At 70.6% G+C, this 19,746-nt stretch carries 17 protein-coding genes and 1 riboswitch; of the genes, 7 read left to right on the plus strand and 10 right to left on the minus strand.

What is annotated here, in order from left to right; translation table 11 throughout:
* Window positions 1-47: 47 nt before the first annotated feature.
* Window positions 48-335, minus strand: coding sequence for a 1,2-phenylacetyl-CoA epoxidase subunit PaaB (gene paaB / locus Vgi01_RS26870; RefSeq protein ID WP_013731009.1), 288 nt, complete (start codon window positions 333-335; stop codon window positions 48-50).
* Window positions 332-1,387, minus strand: a complete 1,056-nt coding sequence (gene paaA / locus Vgi01_RS26875; RefSeq protein WP_204292939.1) for a 1,2-phenylacetyl-CoA epoxidase subunit PaaA — start codon at window positions 1,385-1,387, stop codon at window positions 332-334. Before paaA ends, paaB begins: the two co-directional genes overlap by 4 nt.
* A 365-nt stretch (window positions 1,388-1,752) precedes the next feature.
* On the opposite strand from paaA, the gene Vgi01_RS26880 reads away from it, so the two are divergent.
* On the plus strand, window positions 1,753-2,730 hold the full coding sequence (locus Vgi01_RS26880) for a serine hydrolase (protein ID WP_102660943.1): 978 nt from the start codon (window positions 1,753-1,755) through the stop codon (window positions 2,728-2,730).
* On the plus strand, window positions 2,730-3,674 hold the full coding sequence (locus Vgi01_RS26885; RefSeq protein WP_204292940.1) for a serine hydrolase: 945 nt from the start codon (window positions 2,730-2,732) through the stop codon (window positions 3,672-3,674). The genes Vgi01_RS26880 and Vgi01_RS26885 overlap by 1 nt, the downstream gene beginning before the upstream one ends.
* Window positions 3,675-3,908: 234 nt before the next feature.
* Here Vgi01_RS26885 and Vgi01_RS26890 read toward each other — a convergent pair whose 3' ends face one another.
* Window positions 3,909-4,760, minus strand: coding sequence for a menaquinone biosynthetic enzyme MqnA/MqnD family protein (locus tag Vgi01_RS26890; RefSeq protein WP_204292941.1), 852 nt, complete (start codon window positions 4,758-4,760; stop codon window positions 3,909-3,911).
* A 248-nt stretch (window positions 4,761-5,008) separates the two neighbouring features.
* On the opposite strand from Vgi01_RS26890, the gene Vgi01_RS26895 reads away from it, so the two are divergent.
* The 4 genes from Vgi01_RS26895 (at window position 5,009) to Vgi01_RS26910 (ending at window position 9,901) form a co-directional block, all read left to right on the plus strand.
* The gene (locus Vgi01_RS26895; protein WP_102661050.1) at window positions 5,009-7,348 is read left to right on the plus strand and encodes a HelD family protein; all 2,340 of its coding nucleotides are present in this window, start codon (window positions 5,009-5,011) and stop codon (window positions 7,346-7,348) included.
* A 32-nt stretch (window positions 7,349-7,380) separates the two neighbouring features.
* Entirely contained in the window at window positions 7,381-8,286 is a 906-nt protein-coding gene (locus tag Vgi01_RS26900) for an ABC transporter ATP-binding protein (protein WP_204292942.1), read from the plus strand.
* A 12-nt stretch (window positions 8,287-8,298) separates the two neighbouring features.
* Entirely contained in the window at window positions 8,299-9,036 is a 738-nt protein-coding gene (locus Vgi01_RS26905; protein ID WP_204292943.1) for an ABC transporter permease, read from the plus strand.
* Between the two features lie 100 nt (window positions 9,037-9,136).
* Window positions 9,137-9,901 carry a VOC family protein gene (locus tag Vgi01_RS26910; RefSeq protein ID WP_204292944.1) on the plus strand — a complete coding sequence of 255 codons (765 nt, stop codon included), beginning with the start codon at window positions 9,137-9,139 and terminating at the stop codon, window positions 9,899-9,901.
* Window positions 9,902-10,087: 186 nt separating this feature from the next.
* Here Vgi01_RS26910 and Vgi01_RS26915 read toward each other — a convergent pair whose 3' ends face one another.
* The 7 genes from Vgi01_RS26915 to mqnE form a co-directional block, all read right to left on the minus strand.
* On the minus strand, window positions 10,088-10,939 hold the full coding sequence (locus tag Vgi01_RS26915) for an ABC transporter ATP-binding protein (RefSeq protein WP_239089182.1): 852 nt from the start codon (window positions 10,937-10,939) through the stop codon (window positions 10,088-10,090).
* Window positions 10,936-12,027, minus strand: a complete 1,092-nt coding sequence (locus Vgi01_RS26920; protein WP_204292945.1) for a FecCD family ABC transporter permease — start codon at window positions 12,025-12,027, stop codon at window positions 10,936-10,938. The genes Vgi01_RS26915 and Vgi01_RS26920 overlap by 4 nt, the downstream gene beginning before the upstream one ends.
* A gap of 32 nt (window positions 12,028-12,059) precedes the next feature.
* On the minus strand, window positions 12,060-12,995 hold the full coding sequence (locus Vgi01_RS26925; protein ID WP_204292946.1) for an ABC transporter substrate-binding protein: 936 nt from the start codon (window positions 12,993-12,995) through the stop codon (window positions 12,060-12,062).
* A gap of 85 nt (window positions 12,996-13,080) precedes the next feature.
* Window positions 13,081-13,213, minus strand: a riboswitch (cobalamin riboswitch).
* A gap of 126 nt (window positions 13,214-13,339) precedes the next feature.
* Complete coding sequence (locus tag Vgi01_RS26930; RefSeq protein WP_204292947.1) at window positions 13,340-15,220, minus strand: M14 family metallopeptidase; 1,881 nt, start codon at window positions 15,218-15,220, stop codon at window positions 13,340-13,342.
* Between the two features lie 164 nt (window positions 15,221-15,384).
* Window positions 15,385-15,723 (minus strand): DUF4229 domain-containing protein, encoded by a 339-nt coding sequence (locus tag Vgi01_RS26935; protein ID WP_102660072.1) that lies wholly within the window; start codon window positions 15,721-15,723, stop codon window positions 15,385-15,387.
* A 75-nt stretch (window positions 15,724-15,798) separates the two neighbouring features.
* Window positions 15,799-16,221, minus strand: coding sequence for a hypothetical protein (locus Vgi01_RS26940; protein WP_204292948.1), 423 nt, complete (start codon window positions 16,219-16,221; stop codon window positions 15,799-15,801).
* Between the two features lie 79 nt (window positions 16,222-16,300).
* Entirely contained in the window at window positions 16,301-17,470 is a 1,170-nt protein-coding gene (gene mqnE / locus Vgi01_RS26945; protein ID WP_102660053.1) for an aminofutalosine synthase MqnE, read from the minus strand.
* Window positions 17,471-17,736: 266 nt separating this feature from the next.
* Here mqnE and Vgi01_RS26950 point away from each other — a divergent pair, with 266 nt between their 5' ends.
* Complete coding sequence (locus Vgi01_RS26950; RefSeq protein ID WP_102660054.1) at window positions 17,737-19,281, plus strand: C40 family peptidase; 1,545 nt, start codon at window positions 17,737-17,739, stop codon at window positions 19,279-19,281.
* Window positions 19,282-19,746: the final 465 nt, after the last annotated feature.

The raw sequence follows: 19,746 nt of genomic DNA on the forward strand, positions 1-19,746 counted from the left end.
CTCCGTTCGCGACTGCGGGGCTCGCAAACCCGGCTCACTCCTCGCGCTCACAGGTGGGCCACTCCGTCCGGTACCTCGTAGAAGGTCGGGTGGCGGTAGATCTTGTCGGCGGCCGGGTCGAAGAAGGCGTCCTTCTCGTCCGGGCTGGACGCGGTGATCGCGCTCGCCGGCACCACCCAGATCGACACGCCCTCCTGGCGACGGGTGTAGAGATCACGGGCGTTGCGCAGGGCCATCTCGGCGTCGGGCGCGTGCAGGCTGCCCACGTGCGTGTGCGCCAGCCCGCGCCGGGCCCGGACGAAGACCTCCCAGAGGGGGGTGGTGTGCTGGCTCATGCCGCGACCTTCTCCTTGCTTACCTGCTTGGCCGCGTACGCCGCGGCAGCCTCGCGTACCCAGGCGCCCTCGGCGTGGGCGCGACGACGGTGCTCCATCCGCTGCCGGTTGCACGGCCCGTCGCCGGTGATGACCCGCATCAGCTCGTCGTAGTCGGGCTGGGTGAAGTCGTACGCCTGACGTTCGTCGTTCCAGCGCAGGTCGGGGTCGGGGATGGTCAGCCCGAGCACCTCGGCCTGGCCGACGCACATGTCCACGAAGCGCTGCCGCAGCTCGTCGTTGGAGAAGCGTTTGATCTTCCAGGCCATCGACTGGGCGGAGTGGGTGGAGTCGCTGTCCGGCGGGCCGAACATCGCCAGCGACGGGTACCACCAGCGGTCCAGCGCGTCCTGGGCCATCGTCTTCTGGGCCGGGGTGCCGTGCGCCAGGGTGTGCAGGATCTCGTAGCCCTGCCGCTGGTGGAACGACTCCTCCTTGCAGACCCGGATCATCGCTCGCGCGTACGGGCCGTAGGAGCAGCGGCAGAGCGGGACCTGGTTGACGATCGCCGCGCCGTCCACCAGCCATCCGATGGCGCCGACGTCGGCCCAGGTGAGGGTGGGGTAGTTGAAGATCGAGCTGTACTTCTGCCGGCCTTCGAGCAGCAGGTCGACCAACTCGTCCCGGCTGATGCCGAGGGTTTCCGCCGCGGCGTAGAGGTACAGACCGTGGCCGGCCTCGTCCTGGACCTTGGCCAGCAGGATCGCCTTGCGCTTGAGCGACGGGGCGCGGCTGATCCAGTTGCCTTCCGGCTGCATCCCGATGATCTCGGAATGCGCGTGCTGGGCGATCTGGCGGATCAACGTCCGCCGGTACGCCTCGGGCATCCAGTCACGCGGTTCGATCTTCTGGTCGGCGTCGACGACCTCCGCGAAGTAGGCGGCCAGGTCGACGTCCTGACCCGGGGTGCCCCGGTCTCGTTCCGCGGCAGCACGCAGCGCCGCCTCTGCCGCTTCGACCTCGCCGAGCAGGCCGCCGGGCGCGTCCTCGCCCGGGAAGTCATTGCCATACATGCCCTAAGTGTTACAGCTGGCCGCTCAAGAAACCAGAGGGTGTCACAGAAATGCGAAGCGACATCGAGCTACGCAGCGACCACGAAAGGTGACGGTCAGCAACTATGACTTGCCTCACAAATTTCCCAATAAATGAGCGCAAGAGGCTCACAACCGTTCGTTAACCCGCCTTCGTCGCCGGTTGGCCGGTGTCGAAACCTGGCAACCCGTCGATCCGCACGTAGACTTCGCACGTCACACCGATCGGCTGGTGGCAAATCGCCGACCAGAAGAGGGCCAGAGTCCCCCGGCCCGCAGGCGACCCAGGCCGGTCAGTCCTGGCAACAAGCCGGCCCCCCGGCCTGACATCTGGAGCTCACCCGCTCATGCGACCCCGCGTGGCCATGGTGTTCGCCGTCACAGCACTGGTGCTCGGCGGCGTCATGCTGGTGCCCGCCGCGTACGCCCGGCTCTCTGCCGGGACGGGCGACGGCGCGGTCGCCAGCGTCGCTGCACCCACCCCGGAACCCCCGCCACCACCGACCCTGGCGCCGGCCAAGGTATCGGTGAACTTCAAGGGGGAGTTCTTCTCCTGGGCACTCATGGATCGTGAGACGGGCAAGATCTCCGGCTCGAAGAACATGGCCGCGACCAGTTCCACCGAGTCCATGCTCAAGGCCTGGATCGTCGCCGACTACCTACGCCAGTTGGGCGACAAGGAGCCGTCGGCAGCCCTGAAGAAGGCCTCCAGCCTGGCCATCCGGGACAGCGACGACGATGCGACGAACGCCGTCTACCGTGCCGCCGGGGGCTCCTACGCGGTGCCGGCCGGCGGGCAGCCCGGACCGGTGGTCAAGCGGGCAATCAAGATCTGCGGCCTCACCGACACCAAGCGGGGAAACGTTCCCGGCTACGAGGGCTGGTGGAGCTTCACCCGGATGTCGCCCCGCGACGCCGTCCGCCTCGGTGACTGCATCGCCGACGGCAAGGCCGCCGGTCCCAAGTGGACCAAGTGGTTGCTCGCCGAGATGAGCAAGGTACGCGGCAGCACCGCCGCCAAGGATCAACAGGAGCGCTCCGGCGGCGGCCGGTGGGGCATCGTCGACGGCCTGCCCGAGTCGATCCTCAGCCAGGGTCCGGTAAGCATCAAGAACGGCTGGACACCGCTCAGCTATGACGGCAACTGGCACGTCAACTGCCTTGCGGTGACCGAGAAGTGGAGTCTTGCGGTGATGCTTCGCTATCCGTACAGGCAAGGGCTCGACTACGGCTCGGACGTCTGCGCGAGCGTGACGACGCAGCTGGTCACCCCGCAGCCCGGCGGCGCCATCAAGGTGCCCCAGCAGCCGATCGGCAAGCTCTGATGGCCGGCCACAGCCGCCGCCGCGCACGTACGACGTCGCGATTACGTCTCGTCGCCATCACCTCCGTCCTGGTCGGTTTGGTCCTGATCTCCTTACGACTGCTGCCCGGCTCGCCGTTCGAATCCACCGCCGCCGCGCAATGGGGACAGGCAGGATCATCGGACAGCCGCGGCAGCGACCTGACCGATCGCAGCACCCGACCCCCGCCGCCCTCCGCCAGCCCCACACCGCCGCGCGAGCCGCTGCCGTTCGAGGCGAAAGAGCTCGACCTCGACATCGACGGCTGGTACGCCTGGAGTGTGCTGGACCGCCGGTCGGGCGAGATCATCGGCTCGGACAACATGGACGAGACCAGCACCACGGCTTCCCTGATCAAGTCCTGGATCGTCGCCGACTTCCTGCGACGCAGTGACGACGCCGGGCAGACCCCGAGCGACGCGAAGCTGGCCGACCTGACGAAAATCATCAGGGACAGCGACAACGAACGCACCCAGGCGCTGTACACGCAGATCGGCGAATCCGCCTCGATCAAGCGCCTGCTGTCCACCTGCGACCTGACCGACAGCAAGGTCTCCAGCGACCTCGGGTGGAGCCGCACCGAACTGTCACCCCGGGACGTGGCCCGACTCGGCAACTGCATCGCCGACGGCCGGGCCGCCGGCCCCACCTGGACGAAGTGGCTGCTCAACGAGATGCGACTGGTACGCGGTGCCGGTGACTTCGGCATCCGCAAGGCGTTCCCGGCCGCCGAGGCCAAGAAGATCGCCATCAAGAACGGCTGGGTCGACCGGGTGCAGGAGCAGGAGATCCACGTCAACTGCCTGGCCATCGGCGACACCTGGACGATGGGCGTCATGCTCCGCTACCCCATCGACAAGGGCTACGACTACGGCATGACCACCTGCCAAAAAATCACCAGAGCCCTCCAAACCCCCACCCCCTAACCCACCCACCCCCACCGTCGCCCTCCGCGCGGTCACCCCGTCGCGCGGTCACCCCTTCGCGGTCACGCCTTCGCGGTCGCGCCTTCGCGGTCGCGCGGTCGCCCCTTCGCCGTCGATCTTGCACTTCTGGTCGCCGACACGCGGCTTATGCCCGAAAAGCGGCGACCGAAAGTGCAAGATCGCGGAGGTCTTGGGGTGTGAGGGTGTGAGGGCGCGGGGGTGGGGGGGTTGGGGTTAGGGGGTGAAGAAGGTGGGGCCGTGGGGTGGGAGGGCGGGGGTCTGGCCCAGGGCGGTGGCGTGGCGGGCGAACTCGCGGAGGCCCGCTACCTGGCGGTCGCCCAGGGAGAAGTCCAGGGCCTCGTAGTAGGAGGCCAGGGTGGCGGCGTCGAAGGGCTCCCAACGGGCCGCCGACTCGACGACCTGGTCGAGTTCGGCCAGGCAGAGGTCACGCGAGCGCAGGAACGCGTCGTGCACCCCCTTGACCAGGCCGGGGTGGGCGGCGGCGAAGTCGCGACGGGCGGCCCAGACGGCGAAGACCATCGGCAGTCCGGTCCACTCCCGCCAGGCCTGACCCAGGTCGGTGACCGTCAGGCCACGGCTGGGTGCCTCGTAGAGGGCGCGCAGGGCCACGTCACCGATCAGCACCGCCGCGTCCGCCTCCAGCAGCATCTGGGTCAGATCGGGCGGGCATCGGAAGTACTCGGGCTGCACGCCGTACCGCTCGCGCAGCAGGAGTTGCGCGAGCAGGACTCCGGTCCGCGAGGTGGAGCCGAGGGCCACCCGGGCCCCGTCCAGCTCGGCCAGCGGGCGCGTGCTGACCAGGTTGACCGACAGCACGGGGCCGTCGCTGCCGACCGCCAGGTCGGGCAGGAGCAGCAGTTCGTCCGCGTGACGCAGGTACTCGACCAGCGAGATCGGCCCGATGTCCAGGTCACCGCCGACGAGTGCGGCGTTGAGCCGGTCCGGCGTGTCCTTGTACAGGTCGACGTCGAGCAGGGCACCGGAGCGCATCAGGCCCCAGTAGATCGGTAGGCAGTTGAGGAACTGGATGTGCCCGACCCGGGGGCGGGCGACGCGCTCGACCATGCCCCGACCGTATCCCCGTCGCCGCTGACCGGCTCAGCGGACCGGCACCGAAGTGGCCAACCCCGCACCAGGTGACCCAGCACCACCCGACGCCGGTACGAAATCCGGTTGCTGCTGACCCGGGGAAGAGTAGGCTTCCTGTCCCGCCCGACGGCCGCGGTGAGTAGCACCGGAGCGGACGTCCCCCGCGCCGGCCGACAGTCGGAAACGCGAGCGGCAGCCTTCTTCCCGTGTCAAGGAGTACGTGGATGAGCCTGCACGCCCAACAGCTCCCGCAACCCACGCAACCCACACCGCACCGCCCGCCGACGCTCGACGACGAACTGGCCGCCGAGCAGGCACACCTGTCCGACTCCCGAGCCGCGTTGGCCCGGATGCGGGAACGCGCCGAGGCGCTCTTCGCCACAGGCGACAAGGTCGCTGGGGACAGGTACACCGCCGAGCAGCTCGGCCGTCACCTTGCCCGGCGGGTCGCGGAACTGGCCGACGACCCCCGCACCCCACTCTTCTTCGGTCGTCTCGACTTCGGCAGCACCACCCCAGCCACCACCGACACCAGCAACACCGCCACCAGCGACCTCGCGACCGCCACCGATACCGCAGCCACCACCGACCTCGACCTCACAGCCACCGCCGACACCGGAGCCACCGCCGACACCACGCCCACGAACACCGCCGGCACCGCGGCCACCACCGGCATCGAGGACGGCGACTACACGGAGCAGGCCGCCAGCGCCGGGTACGGCGAGCACGCCGGACGGCGTTATCACGTCGGGCGCCGGCACGTGACCGACGAGCAGGGCGAACCGCTGGTGCTGGACTGGCGGGCACCGGTATCCCGGGCGTTCTACCAGGCCAGCGCCCGCGACCCGCAAGGGTTGGCGGTACGGCGTCGGTTCGGGTTCGACAACGGGAGGCTGACCAGCTTCGAGGACGAGCACCTGGACCGGGGCGAGGAACTCGGCACCGCCAGCCGGATCCTCACCGCCGAGATCGAGCGGCCCCGGGTGGGGCCGATGCGGGACATCGTCGCCACCATCCAGCCCGAGCAGGACGAGTTGGTCCGCGCCGACCTGTCCGAGTCGATCTGCGTACAGGGTGCTCCGGGGACCGGGAAGACCGCTGTCGGGTTGCACCGGGCCGCGTACCTGCTCTATCTGCACCGGGAGCGGTTGCGCCGGTCGAAGGTGCTGGTCGTGGGGCCGAACCGGGCCTTCCTGGCGTACATCGCGGCGGTGCTGCCCGCCCTCGGTGAAGTGGAGGTCGAGCAGGCGACCGTCGAGGACCTGGTCGACCGGGTGGTGGTGCGGGCGGTGGACCCGCCGGCCGTGGCGGTGATCAAGCACGACGCCCGGATGGCGGAGGTGCTGCGCCGGGCGGTCGACGCGTACGTCGGTGAGTCGACCGAGCCGATCGTCGTCTCCGACGGCTCGTTCCGTTGGCGGATCGGGCTGGAGCCGCTGCACCGGCTGGTCCAGGAGACCCGGGCCGAGCAGTTGCCGTACGCCCTCGGTCGGGAGCGGGTGCGCGCCCGGGTGGTCGGGCTGCTGCAACGGCAGGCGGAGGCCCGGCGGGCGGAATCGCCGAGCGAGGCGTGGCTGCGCCGGATGGGCCGGTCGAAGCCGGTGACGACCTTCCTGGACGCAGTCTGGCCGGCGTTGACCCCGGACGGGCTGGTGCACGCGCTGCTGGCCGACCCCGCCCGGCTCGCCGCAGCGGCCGACGGCCTGCTCACCCCCGCCGAGCAGACCCTGCTGACCGGCCAGGACAGCACTCCGACGCCCACCGGCGGCGGCGCACCAGGGAGCAGCAGGCCCCGGTCCGGTACGAAGCTGGGGCGTACGCCTAAGGCCACCCGGTGGAGCGCCGCCGACGCGGTGTTGATCGACGAGGCGGCCGGGCTGATCGAGCGGCCGGGCAGCTACGGGCATGTGGTGGTCGACGAGGCGCAGGACCTTTCGGCCATGCAGTGCCGGGTGATCGCTCGGCGCAGCGAGCACGGTTCGCTGACCCTGCTCGGGGACCTGGCCCAGGCGACCGCGCCGTGGGCGGCCACCGACTGGCGGGTCACCCTTCGTCACCTCGGTAAGCCGGACGCGACGGTGGTGCCGTTGACAGTCGGTTTCCGGGTACCGGCGGACGTGCTCGCCTTCGCCAACCGGTTGCTGCCGTCGCTCGCCGTGGACGTACCGCCGGCCGAGTCGTTGCGCCGCGACGGGGTGCTCACGGTGCGTACCGTGACGGATCTTGTCGGGGCGACGGTGGCCGAGGTGGGCGCGGCGCTCGCCCACGAGGGGTCGGTCGCGGTGATCGCCGCCGACGACGCGGTGGACCGGCTGGTCGCGGCGCTGGCGGCGGCCGGCATCGAGACCGCGACCGCCGCCGATGCGGGCGGCGGTCCGCGCGTCACTGTCGTCCCCGCCACCGTGGTCAAGGGCCTGGAGTACGACCACGTCGTCGTCGTCGAACCGGCCGACATCGTGGCGGCCGAGCCGCGCGGGCTGCACCGGCTCTACGTGGTGCTCACCCGGGCGGTCTCCCGGATGTCGGTGCTGCACAGCGCGCCACTGCCCGCACCGTTGGGCTGACCGGCGTATTGCCACCACCCGGTGAACCGAGAATGATCAATATCGTGGAAAGAGACATCCTCGCCCGTGCCGAGCGGGTCAGCCGCCGGTACGGCGACGTCCTCGCCCTGGACCAGGTCGACCTTGAGGTACGGGCCGGTGAGCTGGTCGGCCTGCTGGGGCCCAACGGTGCCGGCAAGAGCACCCTGATCAGTCTGCTGGTCGGGCTGCGTAAGCCCAGCTCGGGGCGGGTGGAACTCAACGGCGGTGACCCGCGTGACCCGGCGAGTCGGCGGCAGATCGGCGTCACCCCGCAGGAGACCGGGCTGCCCGGCACGCTGCGGGTCGGCGAGGTGGTCGACTTCGTCTCGGCCCACTACCCGGACCCGGTGCCCCGGGGCGACCTGCTCGACCGGTTCGGCCTGGCAGACCTGGTCCGGCGGCAGTGCGGCGGGCTGTCCGGTGGACAGAAGCGCCGGCTCGCGGTGGCGCTGGCCTTCGTCGGTCGCCCCCGGTTGGTGGTGCTCGACGAGCCCACGACCGGACTGGACGTGGAGGCCCGCCACACCCTGTGGGAAGCCATCCGGGCGTTCCACGCCGACGGCGGCACGGTGCTGCTGAGCAGCCACTACCTGGAAGAGGTGGAGGCGCTGGCCCGGCGGGTGGTGGTGATCGGCCAGGGACGGGTGCTCGCCGACGACACCGTCGACGCGGTCCGGGCCGTGGTCGGCGTACGCCGGGTGAGCCTGACCGCCGAGACGCTGCCCCCGCTGCCGGGGGTGGTACGCACCGAGCACGTCGACGGCCGCACCCACCTGCTCACCGCCGACGCCGACCAACTGGTGCGGGACCTGGTCGCCAGCGGAGTCGACTTCCGTGACCTGGAGGTGCGCCCGACCTCGCTGGAAGAGGCGTTCCTGGCCATCACCGCCACCGACGCCGCGCCAGCCGCCGCCTGAGGGGATCTCGACGTGCAACTTGCCCTGGTACACGCGCGTTACCAACTGCTGGAGACCGTCCGCATCCCGGTCGCGATCTTCGGTAGCGCGTTCTTCCCCGCCGCCGCGATGCTCTTCTTCGTGGTGCCCTTCGCCGGCAAGGACCCGGTGGGCGCCACCTACGCCACCGCCGCGATGGTCACCTTCTCGGTGATGAGCGCCAACATCTTCCAGTACGGCGTGGGTGTCGCCGAGGACCGTGACCAGCCCTGGAACCCGTACACCCGGACGTTGCCGGCCGGGTCGGCACCGCGTTTCGCCGGCCGGGTCATGGCCGGGCTGGTCCTCACCTACCTCTCGCTGGTCCCCGTGGTGGTGATCGCCGCGACCCTGACCGAGGCCCGGATCGACCCGGCGTCGTTCCTGCTGGCCCTGGTCACCGTCGCCGTCATCTCCGTACCGTTCACCCTGATGGGGTTGACCATCGGGTACTCGCTGCCCAGCAAGGCGGCGATCGTGGTGGCGCAGCTCGTCTTCTTCCCGCTCGCCTTCGGTGGTGGCCTGCTCTCCGCCCCGGATCAGGCACCCGGTTTCATCGAGGCGATCGCGCCGTACCTGCCCACCCGGGGTGCGGTGGAGCTGATGTGGGCGGCGGTCGGCGACTACTCGGTCAACCTGCTCTCCCTGGTCATGCTCGGTGTCTGGGTGGTGGTGCTGGCCGCCCTGGCCGGCTGGGCGTACCGCCGGGACGAGGGTCGCCGGTTCAGCTGACGTTCCCCCGGTTTCCGACCCGGATCATGCTCCGGCGGTGCCACGATGCCGGTGAGGGGTGGTCGGGCGACGGCCACCGCCGGGGTCGAGAGGGGTAGCAGTGGCCAGCGTCCCGTCGGGCACGCCGTGCTGGGCCGACCTGGCCACGCCAGGGCTCGACCGGGCCCGGCGGTTCTACCCGGAGCTGTTCGGCTGGACCGGACGGGTGGACCCCGAACCCGAGGCGGGCGGCTACACGACCTTCCAGCTCGACGGCCGGGCCGTCGCCGGGGTGGGGCCGCCGGCCGTACCGGACCAGGTGCCGATCTGGTCGACGTACGTCGCCACCGACGACGCCGACCTGGTCACCGGGCGGGTGGAGCGAGCCGGCGGGCAGGTGGTCGTACCGCCGTTCGAGGTCTTCGACCGAGGGCGGATGGCGGTCTTCAGTGACCCGGCCGGTGCCGCGTTCAGCGTCTGGCAGCCGATGTCGTTCCCGGGCGCCGAGGTCTTCGACGTACCCGGCGCGATGTGCTGGACCGAGCTGGTCACCCCCGATCCGGACGGCGCGCGGATCTTCTACGAGCTGGTCTTCGGGTGGCAGCCCGAGGAGGAGCCGATGGGACAGACTTCGTACACCGGTTGGCGGCTCGGCGACCGGATGGTGGCCGGCATGATGCCCCCGCGCGAAGAGGCCTTCGCCGCCGACTCCCCCGCCTACTGGACGCTCTACTTCTCGGTCACCGACGCCGACGCCACGGCCGCCCGCGCCGCCGAACTCGGTGGCACCATCCTCGTCCCACCCCGCGACATCCCCGCCGGCCGCGTCACCGCCCTCCGCGACCCCGACGGCGCCCTCTTCTCCCTGATCGCCCTCACCCCCTAACCCCTGACCCACCCCACGCCCGTCGCCGCCCCGTTGATCTTGCACTTCCGGTCGCCGGTATGCGCATTTTCTCCCCTTATGCCGCGACCAATAGTGCAAGATCGCGGGTCCTGGGCGGGGCGGGCGCGCGGGGCGGGGCGGGGCGCGTGGGGGTGCGGGGGTGCGGGGGTGCGGGGGGTGGGGTGGTTAGGGGTGGGTGGGGCGGGTGGGGAGGACCAGGGGGCCGTGGGGGCCGGGGATGACGGTGACGTGGGCGCGGTAGTGGTGGGAGAGGAGGTCTTCGGTCAGGACCTGGTCGGGGGTGCCGGTGGCGGCGACGCGGCCGTTCGCGAGCAGCACCATGCGGTCGGCGTACTCGCCGGCGATGGAGAGGTCGTGCATGGTGGCCAGCACGGTCAGGCCCTCGGTACGGCGCAACTGGTCGACCAGTTCCAGCACCTCCTGCTGGTGGCCGATGTCCAGCGCGCTGGTCGGCTCGTCGAGCAGCAGCAGGGTGGCACCCTGGGCCAACGCCCGAGCGAGGAAGACCCGCTGGCGTTCCCCGCCGGAGAGGGTGGCCAGTTCGCGGCCGTGGAACCCGTCGAGGTCCAGCCGGTCCAGCAGTTCGTGCACGACGGCCAGGTCGGTGGCGGACTCCCGCCCCAGCGGCGGGATGTACGGGTTACGGCCGAGCAGTACGTAGTCGAGCACCGCCATCCCGGGCGGTACGACCGGGGACTGGGCCACCGTGGCCACCACCCGGGCCCGTTCCCGGCGGCGCAGGTCGCGCAGCGGCGTACCGAAGAGGCGGACCGCGTCCGGTGCGGACAGCAGGCCGCCGACGGCGCGCAGCAGGGTCGACTTGCCGGCGCCGTTCGGACCGATCACGGTGACCCACTCGCCGGAGCGCACGGTCAGGTCGATGCCGGCGAGGATGGGCACTCCGTCGAGTTTGACCTGAAGATCACGCACCTCGACGGCAGGCACCTCGACGGCAGGCACCTCGACGGCAGGCACCTCGGCGGGGGGCCCGACGGCGGGCACCTCGGGCGGCGTCATGTCAGCACCCTTCGGGCGGTACGCAGCACGAGGACGAAGAACGGCCCGCCGAGCAGCGCGGTGACCACCCCGATCGGGATCTCCTGCGGCGCGGCGGCGGTCCGGGCCACCACGTCGGTCAGGGCCAGGAAGGCCCCGCCGAACAGCAGCGACAGCGGAAGGATCACCCGGTAGCTCGACCCGGCCAGCATCCGTACGGTGTGCGGCACGATGATGCCGACGAAGCCGATCAGGCCGGAGGCGGAGACCGCGGCGGCGGTGCCCAGCGAGGCGGCGGCGATCAGCAGGTACCGCGACCGCTGCGGGTGCAGGCCGAGGCTGGCCGCCTCGTCGTCACCGACCGAGAGCACGTCCAACTCCCGCCGGTGCAGCAGCACGATCACAGTGGTGATCAGGAAGTACGGCAGGACCAGCCGGACGTCCTGCCAGCCGGCGGTGGCCAGCCGCCCGAGCAGCCAGGAGTAGACGGCCTGGATGCTGTCCGCGTTGCGTTGCAGCAGGTACGTCTGCCCGGCGGAGAGGAACGCGGAGACGGCCACCCCGGCCAGGATCAGCGCGGCCGGCGAACGACTGCGCCCACCGGCCGCACCGAGCAGGTACGTCATGATCACCGCACCGAGCGAGCCGACGAAAGCGGCAAGCGGAATGGTGGGCGGCAGGCCGGTCAGCGCACCGCTCGCACCGACGCCACCGATGGTCAGTACGACGGTGACCGCCAGCCCCGCCCCCGCGGCCACCCCGAGCAGGTACGGGTCGGCCAGCGGGTTGCGGAACACCCCCTGGTAGGCACCGCCGGCCAGGGCCAGCAGCCCGCCGACCAGCAGTCCGAGCACCACCCGGGGCAACCGCAGCTCGGTGACGATGGCGACTTCCCGCTCAGTCAGTCCACTGTCGACGTGCACGCCGGGCAGCAGGTTGAGCAGTTCGAGCGCGACACTGCCGGGGGGCAGGCTGACCGGGCCGAGCGAGACACCGGCGACGACCGCGACGAGTACGGCGACGACACCGGCGGCGAGCCAACGTTTCCGCAGGCCCGCCGGCCGGGCCGCCGGCGACAGGGAGGGGTCCCTTTTCAAGGCTTGACGCATGGGAAGGGTCCCCTGTCAACGCCTGCCGTTCGTCACTTCTCGGCCTTGGTGGTGGCGTCCACGATGGTGCGCAGCAGGTCCACCACGCGCGGGCCCCAGCGGGAGGCGATGTCGTCGTCGAGCTCCACGATCTGGCCGTCGCGTACGGCGTTGATGTCCGCCCAGCCGCTGCGCGCCGAGACCGTGGCGAGGCTCTGCTGGCAGCACTTGACGTCGGAGAGGAAGACGAAGTCCGGGTTGGCCGCGACGATCATCTCCTGGGAGAGCTGCGGGTAGCCGCCGCTCCTGCCGTCCGCGTCGGCCGCGTCGGCGATGTTCTCCAGGCCGGCGAGGGAGTAGATCGAGCCGATGAAGGTGTTGCTGGTGACGGTGTACAGCTCCGGGCCCAGCTCGTGGAAGTAGGTGGGTGCCTGAACCCGCTGCGGCACCTCGGCCACGATCTTCGCGATGTCGTCCTTCATCCGCTGCACCACGTCGGCGCCGGCGGTGGCGTTGCCGGTGAGCACACCCAGGTCGGTGATCTGCTGGTAGGTGTCGTCGAGCGTCTGCGCCGCGGGGGTCAGGTAGACCGGGATCTTCAACGCCGCCAACTGGTCGACGATCTTGTTCCGGTCGTCGCTGAGCACCACCAGGTCAGGGTTCTTCGCGGCGATCGCCTCGGCGTTGGGCTGGTAGCCGGACAGCTCCGTCTTCGGTGCGTCGGCCGGGTGGTTGGACTGGTCGTCGACCGCGACGACCTGCGGGCCGGCACCGACCGCGAAGAGCATCTCGGTGGCCGTCGGCGCCAGCGAGATGATCTTCTCGGGGCGCTGGTCCAGCGTCAGCGACCCGACGGTGACGGGAAAGGCGCCGCCGGTCGGGCTGCCGCTGGCCGCGGGAGTCTCGGTGGTCTTCTCGGCGCAGGCACCGAGCGCCAGCGCGGCCACCGCGAGGGTGGCGGCGAGAATCCGGGGGGTACGTCTGAACATCGGTCCTCCTGTCGGTCGAGGAGTGTGGTGCTTCGCCGACAGGGAGCCACAGGCACCCGTGGGCGAGGCGCCCTTCCTCGAGAGCGCGTGTCGCGACCGCGCCACAGGCGACCTGGCTCGTCCCCCGCTCGGGGGCATCACAGTTGCGGGACAGCGCCGGTTTCACACCGACTTCGCTGTGGCGGGTCGGTAGAACCGTAGCGCACGCCCGGTGGCCGCCCCGCCGAGCCGGGGGACGGCCACGTGGGTCGACTCGACGCCGAGCCGACCCACGCATCTGGTACCCGAGTCATTTCCTGAAGACGGGGCCCCGCGCGAGGGGGGTGTGACGGGGCCCCGTCGGCTCAGGAGGCGGTGATGGTGACGTTGTCCACAGCCGCTTCGACCAGGCTCGCCGTGGAGGCGTCCGCCGCCTCCACCAGGATCCGGATCGACTGCCCGGCGTACGGGGTGAGGTTGAGGTTCGAGGTGGTCCAGGCGCCGTTGCGGTTGCTGGCCGCCCCGGCCTGGCTGAGCAGGGTGGTGGTGCCGCCGTTGTGCACCACGCTGACCCGGAGGTAGTCGGCCGAGGACGAGTTCGAGCCGTGGGCCAGGTACCACGCCAGCGACAGCGTCAACGTGCCGCTCGACGGCAGGGTGATCGCCGGGGAGCGGGCGCTCGTCACGCCGCCGTCGACGTCGTAGTCACCGGCTGCGGAACCGGCCAACCGACCGGTCACCAGGTCGTTGCTGCCGGCGTACGGGGTGAGCTGCTTGGCCCCGCTGGAGTTGGTGGCCTGGGCGGCACCCCGCTCCCACTGGCCCGAGGTCGCGGTGTCGGTGCCGTTGGGGTTGATCGTCCAGCCGGTGTTGGTCTCGAAGGTGTCCGACCAGACCGTCGTACCGCCGCTGCCACCACCGCAGTACTGGGCCTGCTTGTTGATCGCCCGGTACGGGCAGTCGGCGTACTCGGCGAGGATGAGCACCGCCTCACGGTTGCGCGTGGTCTGCTGCGGGATCACCTCGTCGGGCGGGTAGAAGCCGCCGCCGGAGGCCGAGCGCGGGTACAGCTCGAAGGTGTACGCCCAGATGCCGTGCACCGCCCACATCCAGTCGATGCTGCTGCCGTCGGTGATGTACAGGTCACTTGACTGCTGGGGGGTGAAGTTGTTTGTCGCGGCCATCTGCCGACCGATGGTGGCGAAGGTGTTGTACTGGTCGGCGTTCATCCCCGTGGCGGTGTCGTTGTACGTGTACCCGTACGGCCAGAGCACCAGCTCGGAGTAGGTGTGGAAGTCGATGTTGGCCTTGATCTGCTGGACGCCACCGACGACCCGGCTGTTGACGAAGTTGCGCAGCGCCTGCGTCTCCGGGGCGGAGAAGGCCGACGGACCCCGGTAGGTGTCCGAGGAGGTCGAGCTGGACGAACCGCCGCAGCAGCCCCAGTTGTAGCTCCAGTTGCGGTTGAGGTCCGTGCCGACGTACGACGATCCGCTGTTGGGTTGGCGGTTCTTGCGCCAGGACCGGTAGGAGCCGGTGGCGATGTCGTACTCGCTGCCGTCCGGGTTGACCGACGGCACGATCCAGATCTCCCGGTTGTTGACCAGGTTGGTGATCCGGGAGTCGGAGCCGTAGCTGTCCGTGAAGAGGTTCATCAGGTAGATGGCCATCTCGACGGTCAGGTGCTCACGGGCGTGCTGCTGTGAGTTGAAGAGGATCTCCGGCTCGTTCTCGTCAGTGGCGACGTTGTCGGAGATCTTGATCGCGACCAGGTCCCGGCCCTCGTACGAGGTGCCGATGCTGATCTTGCGGGCGATCGCCGGATGGTCCGCGACGACCTTGTTGACCACGGCGACCATCTCGGCGTAGTCGTGGTAGTTGGCGTCGGCCGGCGGGAAGGCCAGGGCACCGACGTCCCCGTGGTCATGCCCACGGTCCGTCGGCGGCGCGGCGATCGGCTCCAACGTGAAGCCGAGCCGGGTGATCGCGGCAGCCTCGGCGCGGGTGGCCGAGATGTGCAGCACCCCGTGCTCCGAGTAGTCGATCGCGGCACCGGTGCGGGCGACCGCGGTGCGGTCGGCCAGCGTACGCGGGCCGAGCACCCGGTAGGGCGCGGCAGCCGGCTGTTCATCCCGGTCCGGTGCGGGTCGAGCGGAGACCGGTGGTGCGGAGAGTGCGAGCAGGCCGAGACCGGCGGCGACGATCATCGCCAGCGTCCGGCGGACAGGGATGGATCGGAAGGCCATGGACAACCTCCTGGAGGCGCGGGGTTTTCCCGCTCGGTAGCGGCCAGCCCACCACCGGTCACATGGTCATATCAACATCGGTCGCTGTTTCGCCCATCCCAACCTGATCCTCACGTCGGCAACATGGTTCCGCCGACGGATGCTCGGCGGAGCCGAGCGCCTGCTCAGGCTGACGGACCGCGCCCGGAATCGGAGCCGCCCGGCTGCTCCGTCGACGAACCGGACTCGCCGGTCGAGGTGCCGGCGCCACCGGTGGCCTGGTCGTCGCCGGCCAGCGCGGAGCGCAGTTGCTCCTTCTCGGTACGACGTCGTTCGGCGGCGGCGGCCATCTCCTCGGCCATCTCGTCACGCCAGCCCTTGAGCAGGAAGAACGACAGAGCGGCGGAGAACAGCAGCGCCACGATCAGCTTCAGGAAGATGTCGATGTCGACAGGCCAGAGGGCCGCCACCACGACCGCGAACAACCCGACCCGGCCGAGTGTGTACTTGACCGCCGCACTCACGTTCATCCACTCCGCTCGTTCACGTCGCCATGTGCGTTCCGACCAGCCCACTCCGGGCGGTCCGTCCGACCCGGATCAGCTCGTCCGGTTGACCAACCAGCGCACGCCGGGGAACCAGACCAGCGCGTAGACCACGGTGAAGGTCACCGCGGCCAACCCGCCGGACGCCAGCGGCGGCAGCCCGGTCGCGAGCCCGGCCACCAGCAGCCCGGACACCACCGCCACCGCGACGGCCACCAACGCGGCCACCACCCGGGGGGCACCGAAGTCCCAGGACCGGAATTCCTCCCAGAAGAGCCAGGCGGGCAGGATCACCGCGAGCCAGCCGTTGGCCTGGCCGAAATCACCGGCCCCGAACCAGGCGAAGGCCCCGTCGAAGAGCACCAGCACCAGCATCCCGATGACCGCACCGGCCAGCGCCACGCCGATCAGGTCACCCATGTACTGGATGCGCCCCTCGGCGTCCCGCCGGGGAAAGGTGCTCTGCTGCTCGCTCATCTCCCCGAGAAGGGTACGCGAGCCGGGTCGACGCCCTCGCGCTGGCCAGCGCGAGGGCGTCTGCCGACGCGTCGAGAGGTCAGGCCCAGACCTGCTGCGGCTCGGCCCGACGCTGCGCCAGGGTCGGCGCGGCATCGTACTCGCGGACCACCTCGTAGCGGGTGTTGCGCTCCATCGGGCGGAAGCCGGCGTCCCAGATCAGGTGCAGCAGGTCGTCGCGGTGCATGGTGTTCGGCGTGCCGTACGAGTCGGCGTCGTGGGTGATCTTGTATTCCACGACGGAGCCGTCCAGGTCGTCCACGCCGAAGTTGAGCGACATCTGGGCCACCGAGAGCCCGTGCATCACCCAGAAGCACTTGACGTGCGGGACGTTGTCGAACAGCAGCCGGGAGACCGCGAAGGTCTTCAGCGACTCGGCCGGCGAGGCCATCGTGGTGCGGGCCTGGATCCGGTTACGGATCTTGCCGTCCGCCGAGTCCACGAAGTCGTGCTGGTAGCGCAGCGGGATGAAGACCTGGAAGCCGCCGGTCTCGTCCTGCAACTCGCGCAGCCGCAGCACGTGGTCGACCCGGTGCCGGGGCTCCTCGATGTGGCCGTAGAGCATCGTCGACGGCGTCTTCATGCCCTTGCTGTGGGCCAGCCGGTGGATCCGCGACCAGTCCTCCCAGTGGCAGGCGTGGTCGACGATGTGCTGCCGGATCTCCCAGTCGAAGATCTCCGCGCCGCCGCCGGTCAGCGACTCCAGGCCGGCGTCCATCAACTCGTCCAGGATTTCGTCGGCGCTCAGCCCGCTGATCTTCTCGAACCACTGCACCTCGGTGGCGGTGAACGCCTTGAGGTTGACCTTCGGCAGCGCGGCCTTCAGCTCACGCAGCACCTTGGGGTAGTAACGCCAGGGCAGGGTCGGGTGCAGGCCGTTGACGATGTGCAACTCGGTGAGCTGCTCGTCCTCCATCTCCTTGGCCTTGCGGACCGCCTCGTCGATGCGCATCGTGTACGCGTCCTTCTCGCCCGGCTTGCGCTGGAACGAGCAGTACGCGCAGCTCGCGCTGCACACGTTTGTCAGGTTGAGGTGCCGGTTGACGTTGAACATGACCCGGTCACCGTTGAGCTCGGTGCGCTTGTGGTGGGCCAGCCGCCCCAGCCAGGTCAGATCGTCACTGGCGTAGAGGGCGATGCCGTCCTCCCGGGTCAGTCGCTCTCCCGCGTACACCTTCGCTTCGAGCTCACGCTTGAGTCCGGCGTCCATCGAAAGCCCCGTCCCCTCCCAGTGCGGTCACGACCGGACCCCGGTCGCAATCCAGAGCCTACGTCGGGCACCCGGGCAGCTCACAGCGCCCTCTGCCGGACACCACACCGCTAATCGGACTCTCAGGCTTCTGTGACCCGCTCAGACATCGACACCGTCGTACCGGTGAGGTAAGACAGGGTGGGGGACGACACACCCTGGTACCGTCCCCGATCCACCGCGTCCTCACCACGACGCGGTTGCAGCACCACCGGACGAGGAGCGCAATGGTCGACAGCGGGCACGGGCGACGGCAGCGGCGACGACCTCCGGTGATCTCACCGGTGCTCCGGCCGATGCTCTGGTCTGCGCTGCTCAGCGCCGTCGCCACCACAGTCCTCGCCGCACCGGCGTACGCCGAGCCGGGCGTGCCCGTCACGGTGCCCGACACCGGTTCCCGCCCGGTGGTCACCGGCCCGCTGCAACTGCCCGGCGGCGCTCCGGCGAGCGTCCCGCCCGGTGTGATTCCCACGACCTCCTCGCCCGGCGCCAGCGCCCTCGAGCAGCAGATCAACGCCGCCGAGGCCCGGATCGGTGAGCTGGGCACCCAGCTACTCGACCTCAAGCAGCAGCTCACCGAGGCCGACACTCAACTGGCGACCGCGGCACGCGACCTGGAGTTCGCCGAGGCCGCGCTGCTACAGGCACAGCAGCGGGCCGACCAGGCCGCCGCCCAGGCGATCAAGGTCGACGCGGCCCTGCCCACCGCCGGGTTCGCTGCCGACCTGCTCGAACTGGACCTGCTCCGGCGGGTCAACCGCGGCGAACGGGCTGAGCACGACACCGCGCCGGCCGCCGGTGAGCTGGCCCGCGCGCAAACCGACGCACAGGTCGCCACGCAGGCGCACACAGCGGCCGAGTCCCGGCTGCGCGGCGTCCAGGAGCAGCACACCGCGACTGAGAAGGCGCTGCGCGACGAAGAAGCCAAGCTGGTCAAGCTGCGCGAGCAGAACGCCACCCAGCTGGTCGAGCTGGCCCGCCAGCAGGAACGCGCCGAGCAGCAACTGGGTGGCGACTACCCGACCCAGTCGGCGGACGGGCTGGTCGCGCATCCCACCGCGCTTGCCGCCCTCGCGTACGCGCGTCGGCAACTGGGCGACCCGTACGTCTGGGGGGCCACCGGGCCCAACTCGTTCGACTGCTCGGGTCTGGTCTGGTCGGCGTACCGGTCGGCGGGTTACTACAAGCTGCCCCGGGTCGCCCGCGACCAGTACTACGCGACCAGGTCCCGCACCGTGTCGCGGTCCGCGCTGCTCCCCGGCGACCTGCTCTTCTTCGCCAGCGGCAGCAGCTGGCGGACGATCCACCACATGGGGATGTACGTCGGCAACGGCAAGATGATCCATGCGCCGACCAGCGGTGACGTGGTGAAGATCTCGACGGTGCGCTGGTCCCGGCTCTACGCCGCGACGCGGGTCGTCGGTGCGGTGCCGGCTCCGTCGGTCACCCCCACACCGACGCCGACGCCCACACCGAAGCCCACCCCGACGACGCCGAAGCCGACGCCCACCACGCCGAAGCCGACGCCGACCACGCCACGGCCCACCCCGACGACGCCTTCGCCGACGCCGAACCCCACGCCCACCCCGTCGGACACTCCGTCGCCCTCCGCCACGCCACCGGGCACCACCACACCGACGCCCACGCAGACGTCGTCGGGTACGCCCGGCGACAGCGACGGCGGCGACGACACCAGCCCGACCACGGCGGCGAGCAGCCTCGCTCCGGAGGAGAGCGTTTCGGCCACCCCGTCGGCGGTGGGCGGGCGCTGAGGCGGCTGAGTCCCGACCCACCGATCGACACCCGGCCGGCACCGTACGGCCTCACTCGGAACACTGTGGGCACTCCGGCTGTGCCATCCCGCCGGAATGTGGCACGGTGTCACTCAGGCACTCCCGGTCGCGTTGCGGATCCGGGTGCGAGCGTGGCGCGGAGGCACGGATGAGCGAGCACGAGGTTCCGGCGACAGCCAGCTCTGGATCGACTCCCCCCGCCCCCACCACACCGGCCTCCGATGCCGCATCGGCCCCCGCCGCCCCCGTCACCGAGTCGGCCCCGGGCGTCGCGCCCAGCCCCGCAGCCGGACGGCTGGCCTCGGCCAACCAGCCTGCGGTGGGACGGGCGGGTGTCCCCCGGCCGGCCAGCAGGGAACCCGCCCCACCAGTAGGGACCGCACCCACGTCGCCGGCCGGCCCGACCGGACCCGCGCTACCGGCCGCCGCAACCGGCCTCGCGTC

This window comes from Micromonospora gifhornensis, assembly GCF_016863515.1.
Lineage (GTDB): Bacteria > Actinomycetota > Actinomycetes > Mycobacteriales > Micromonosporaceae > Micromonospora > Micromonospora gifhornensis.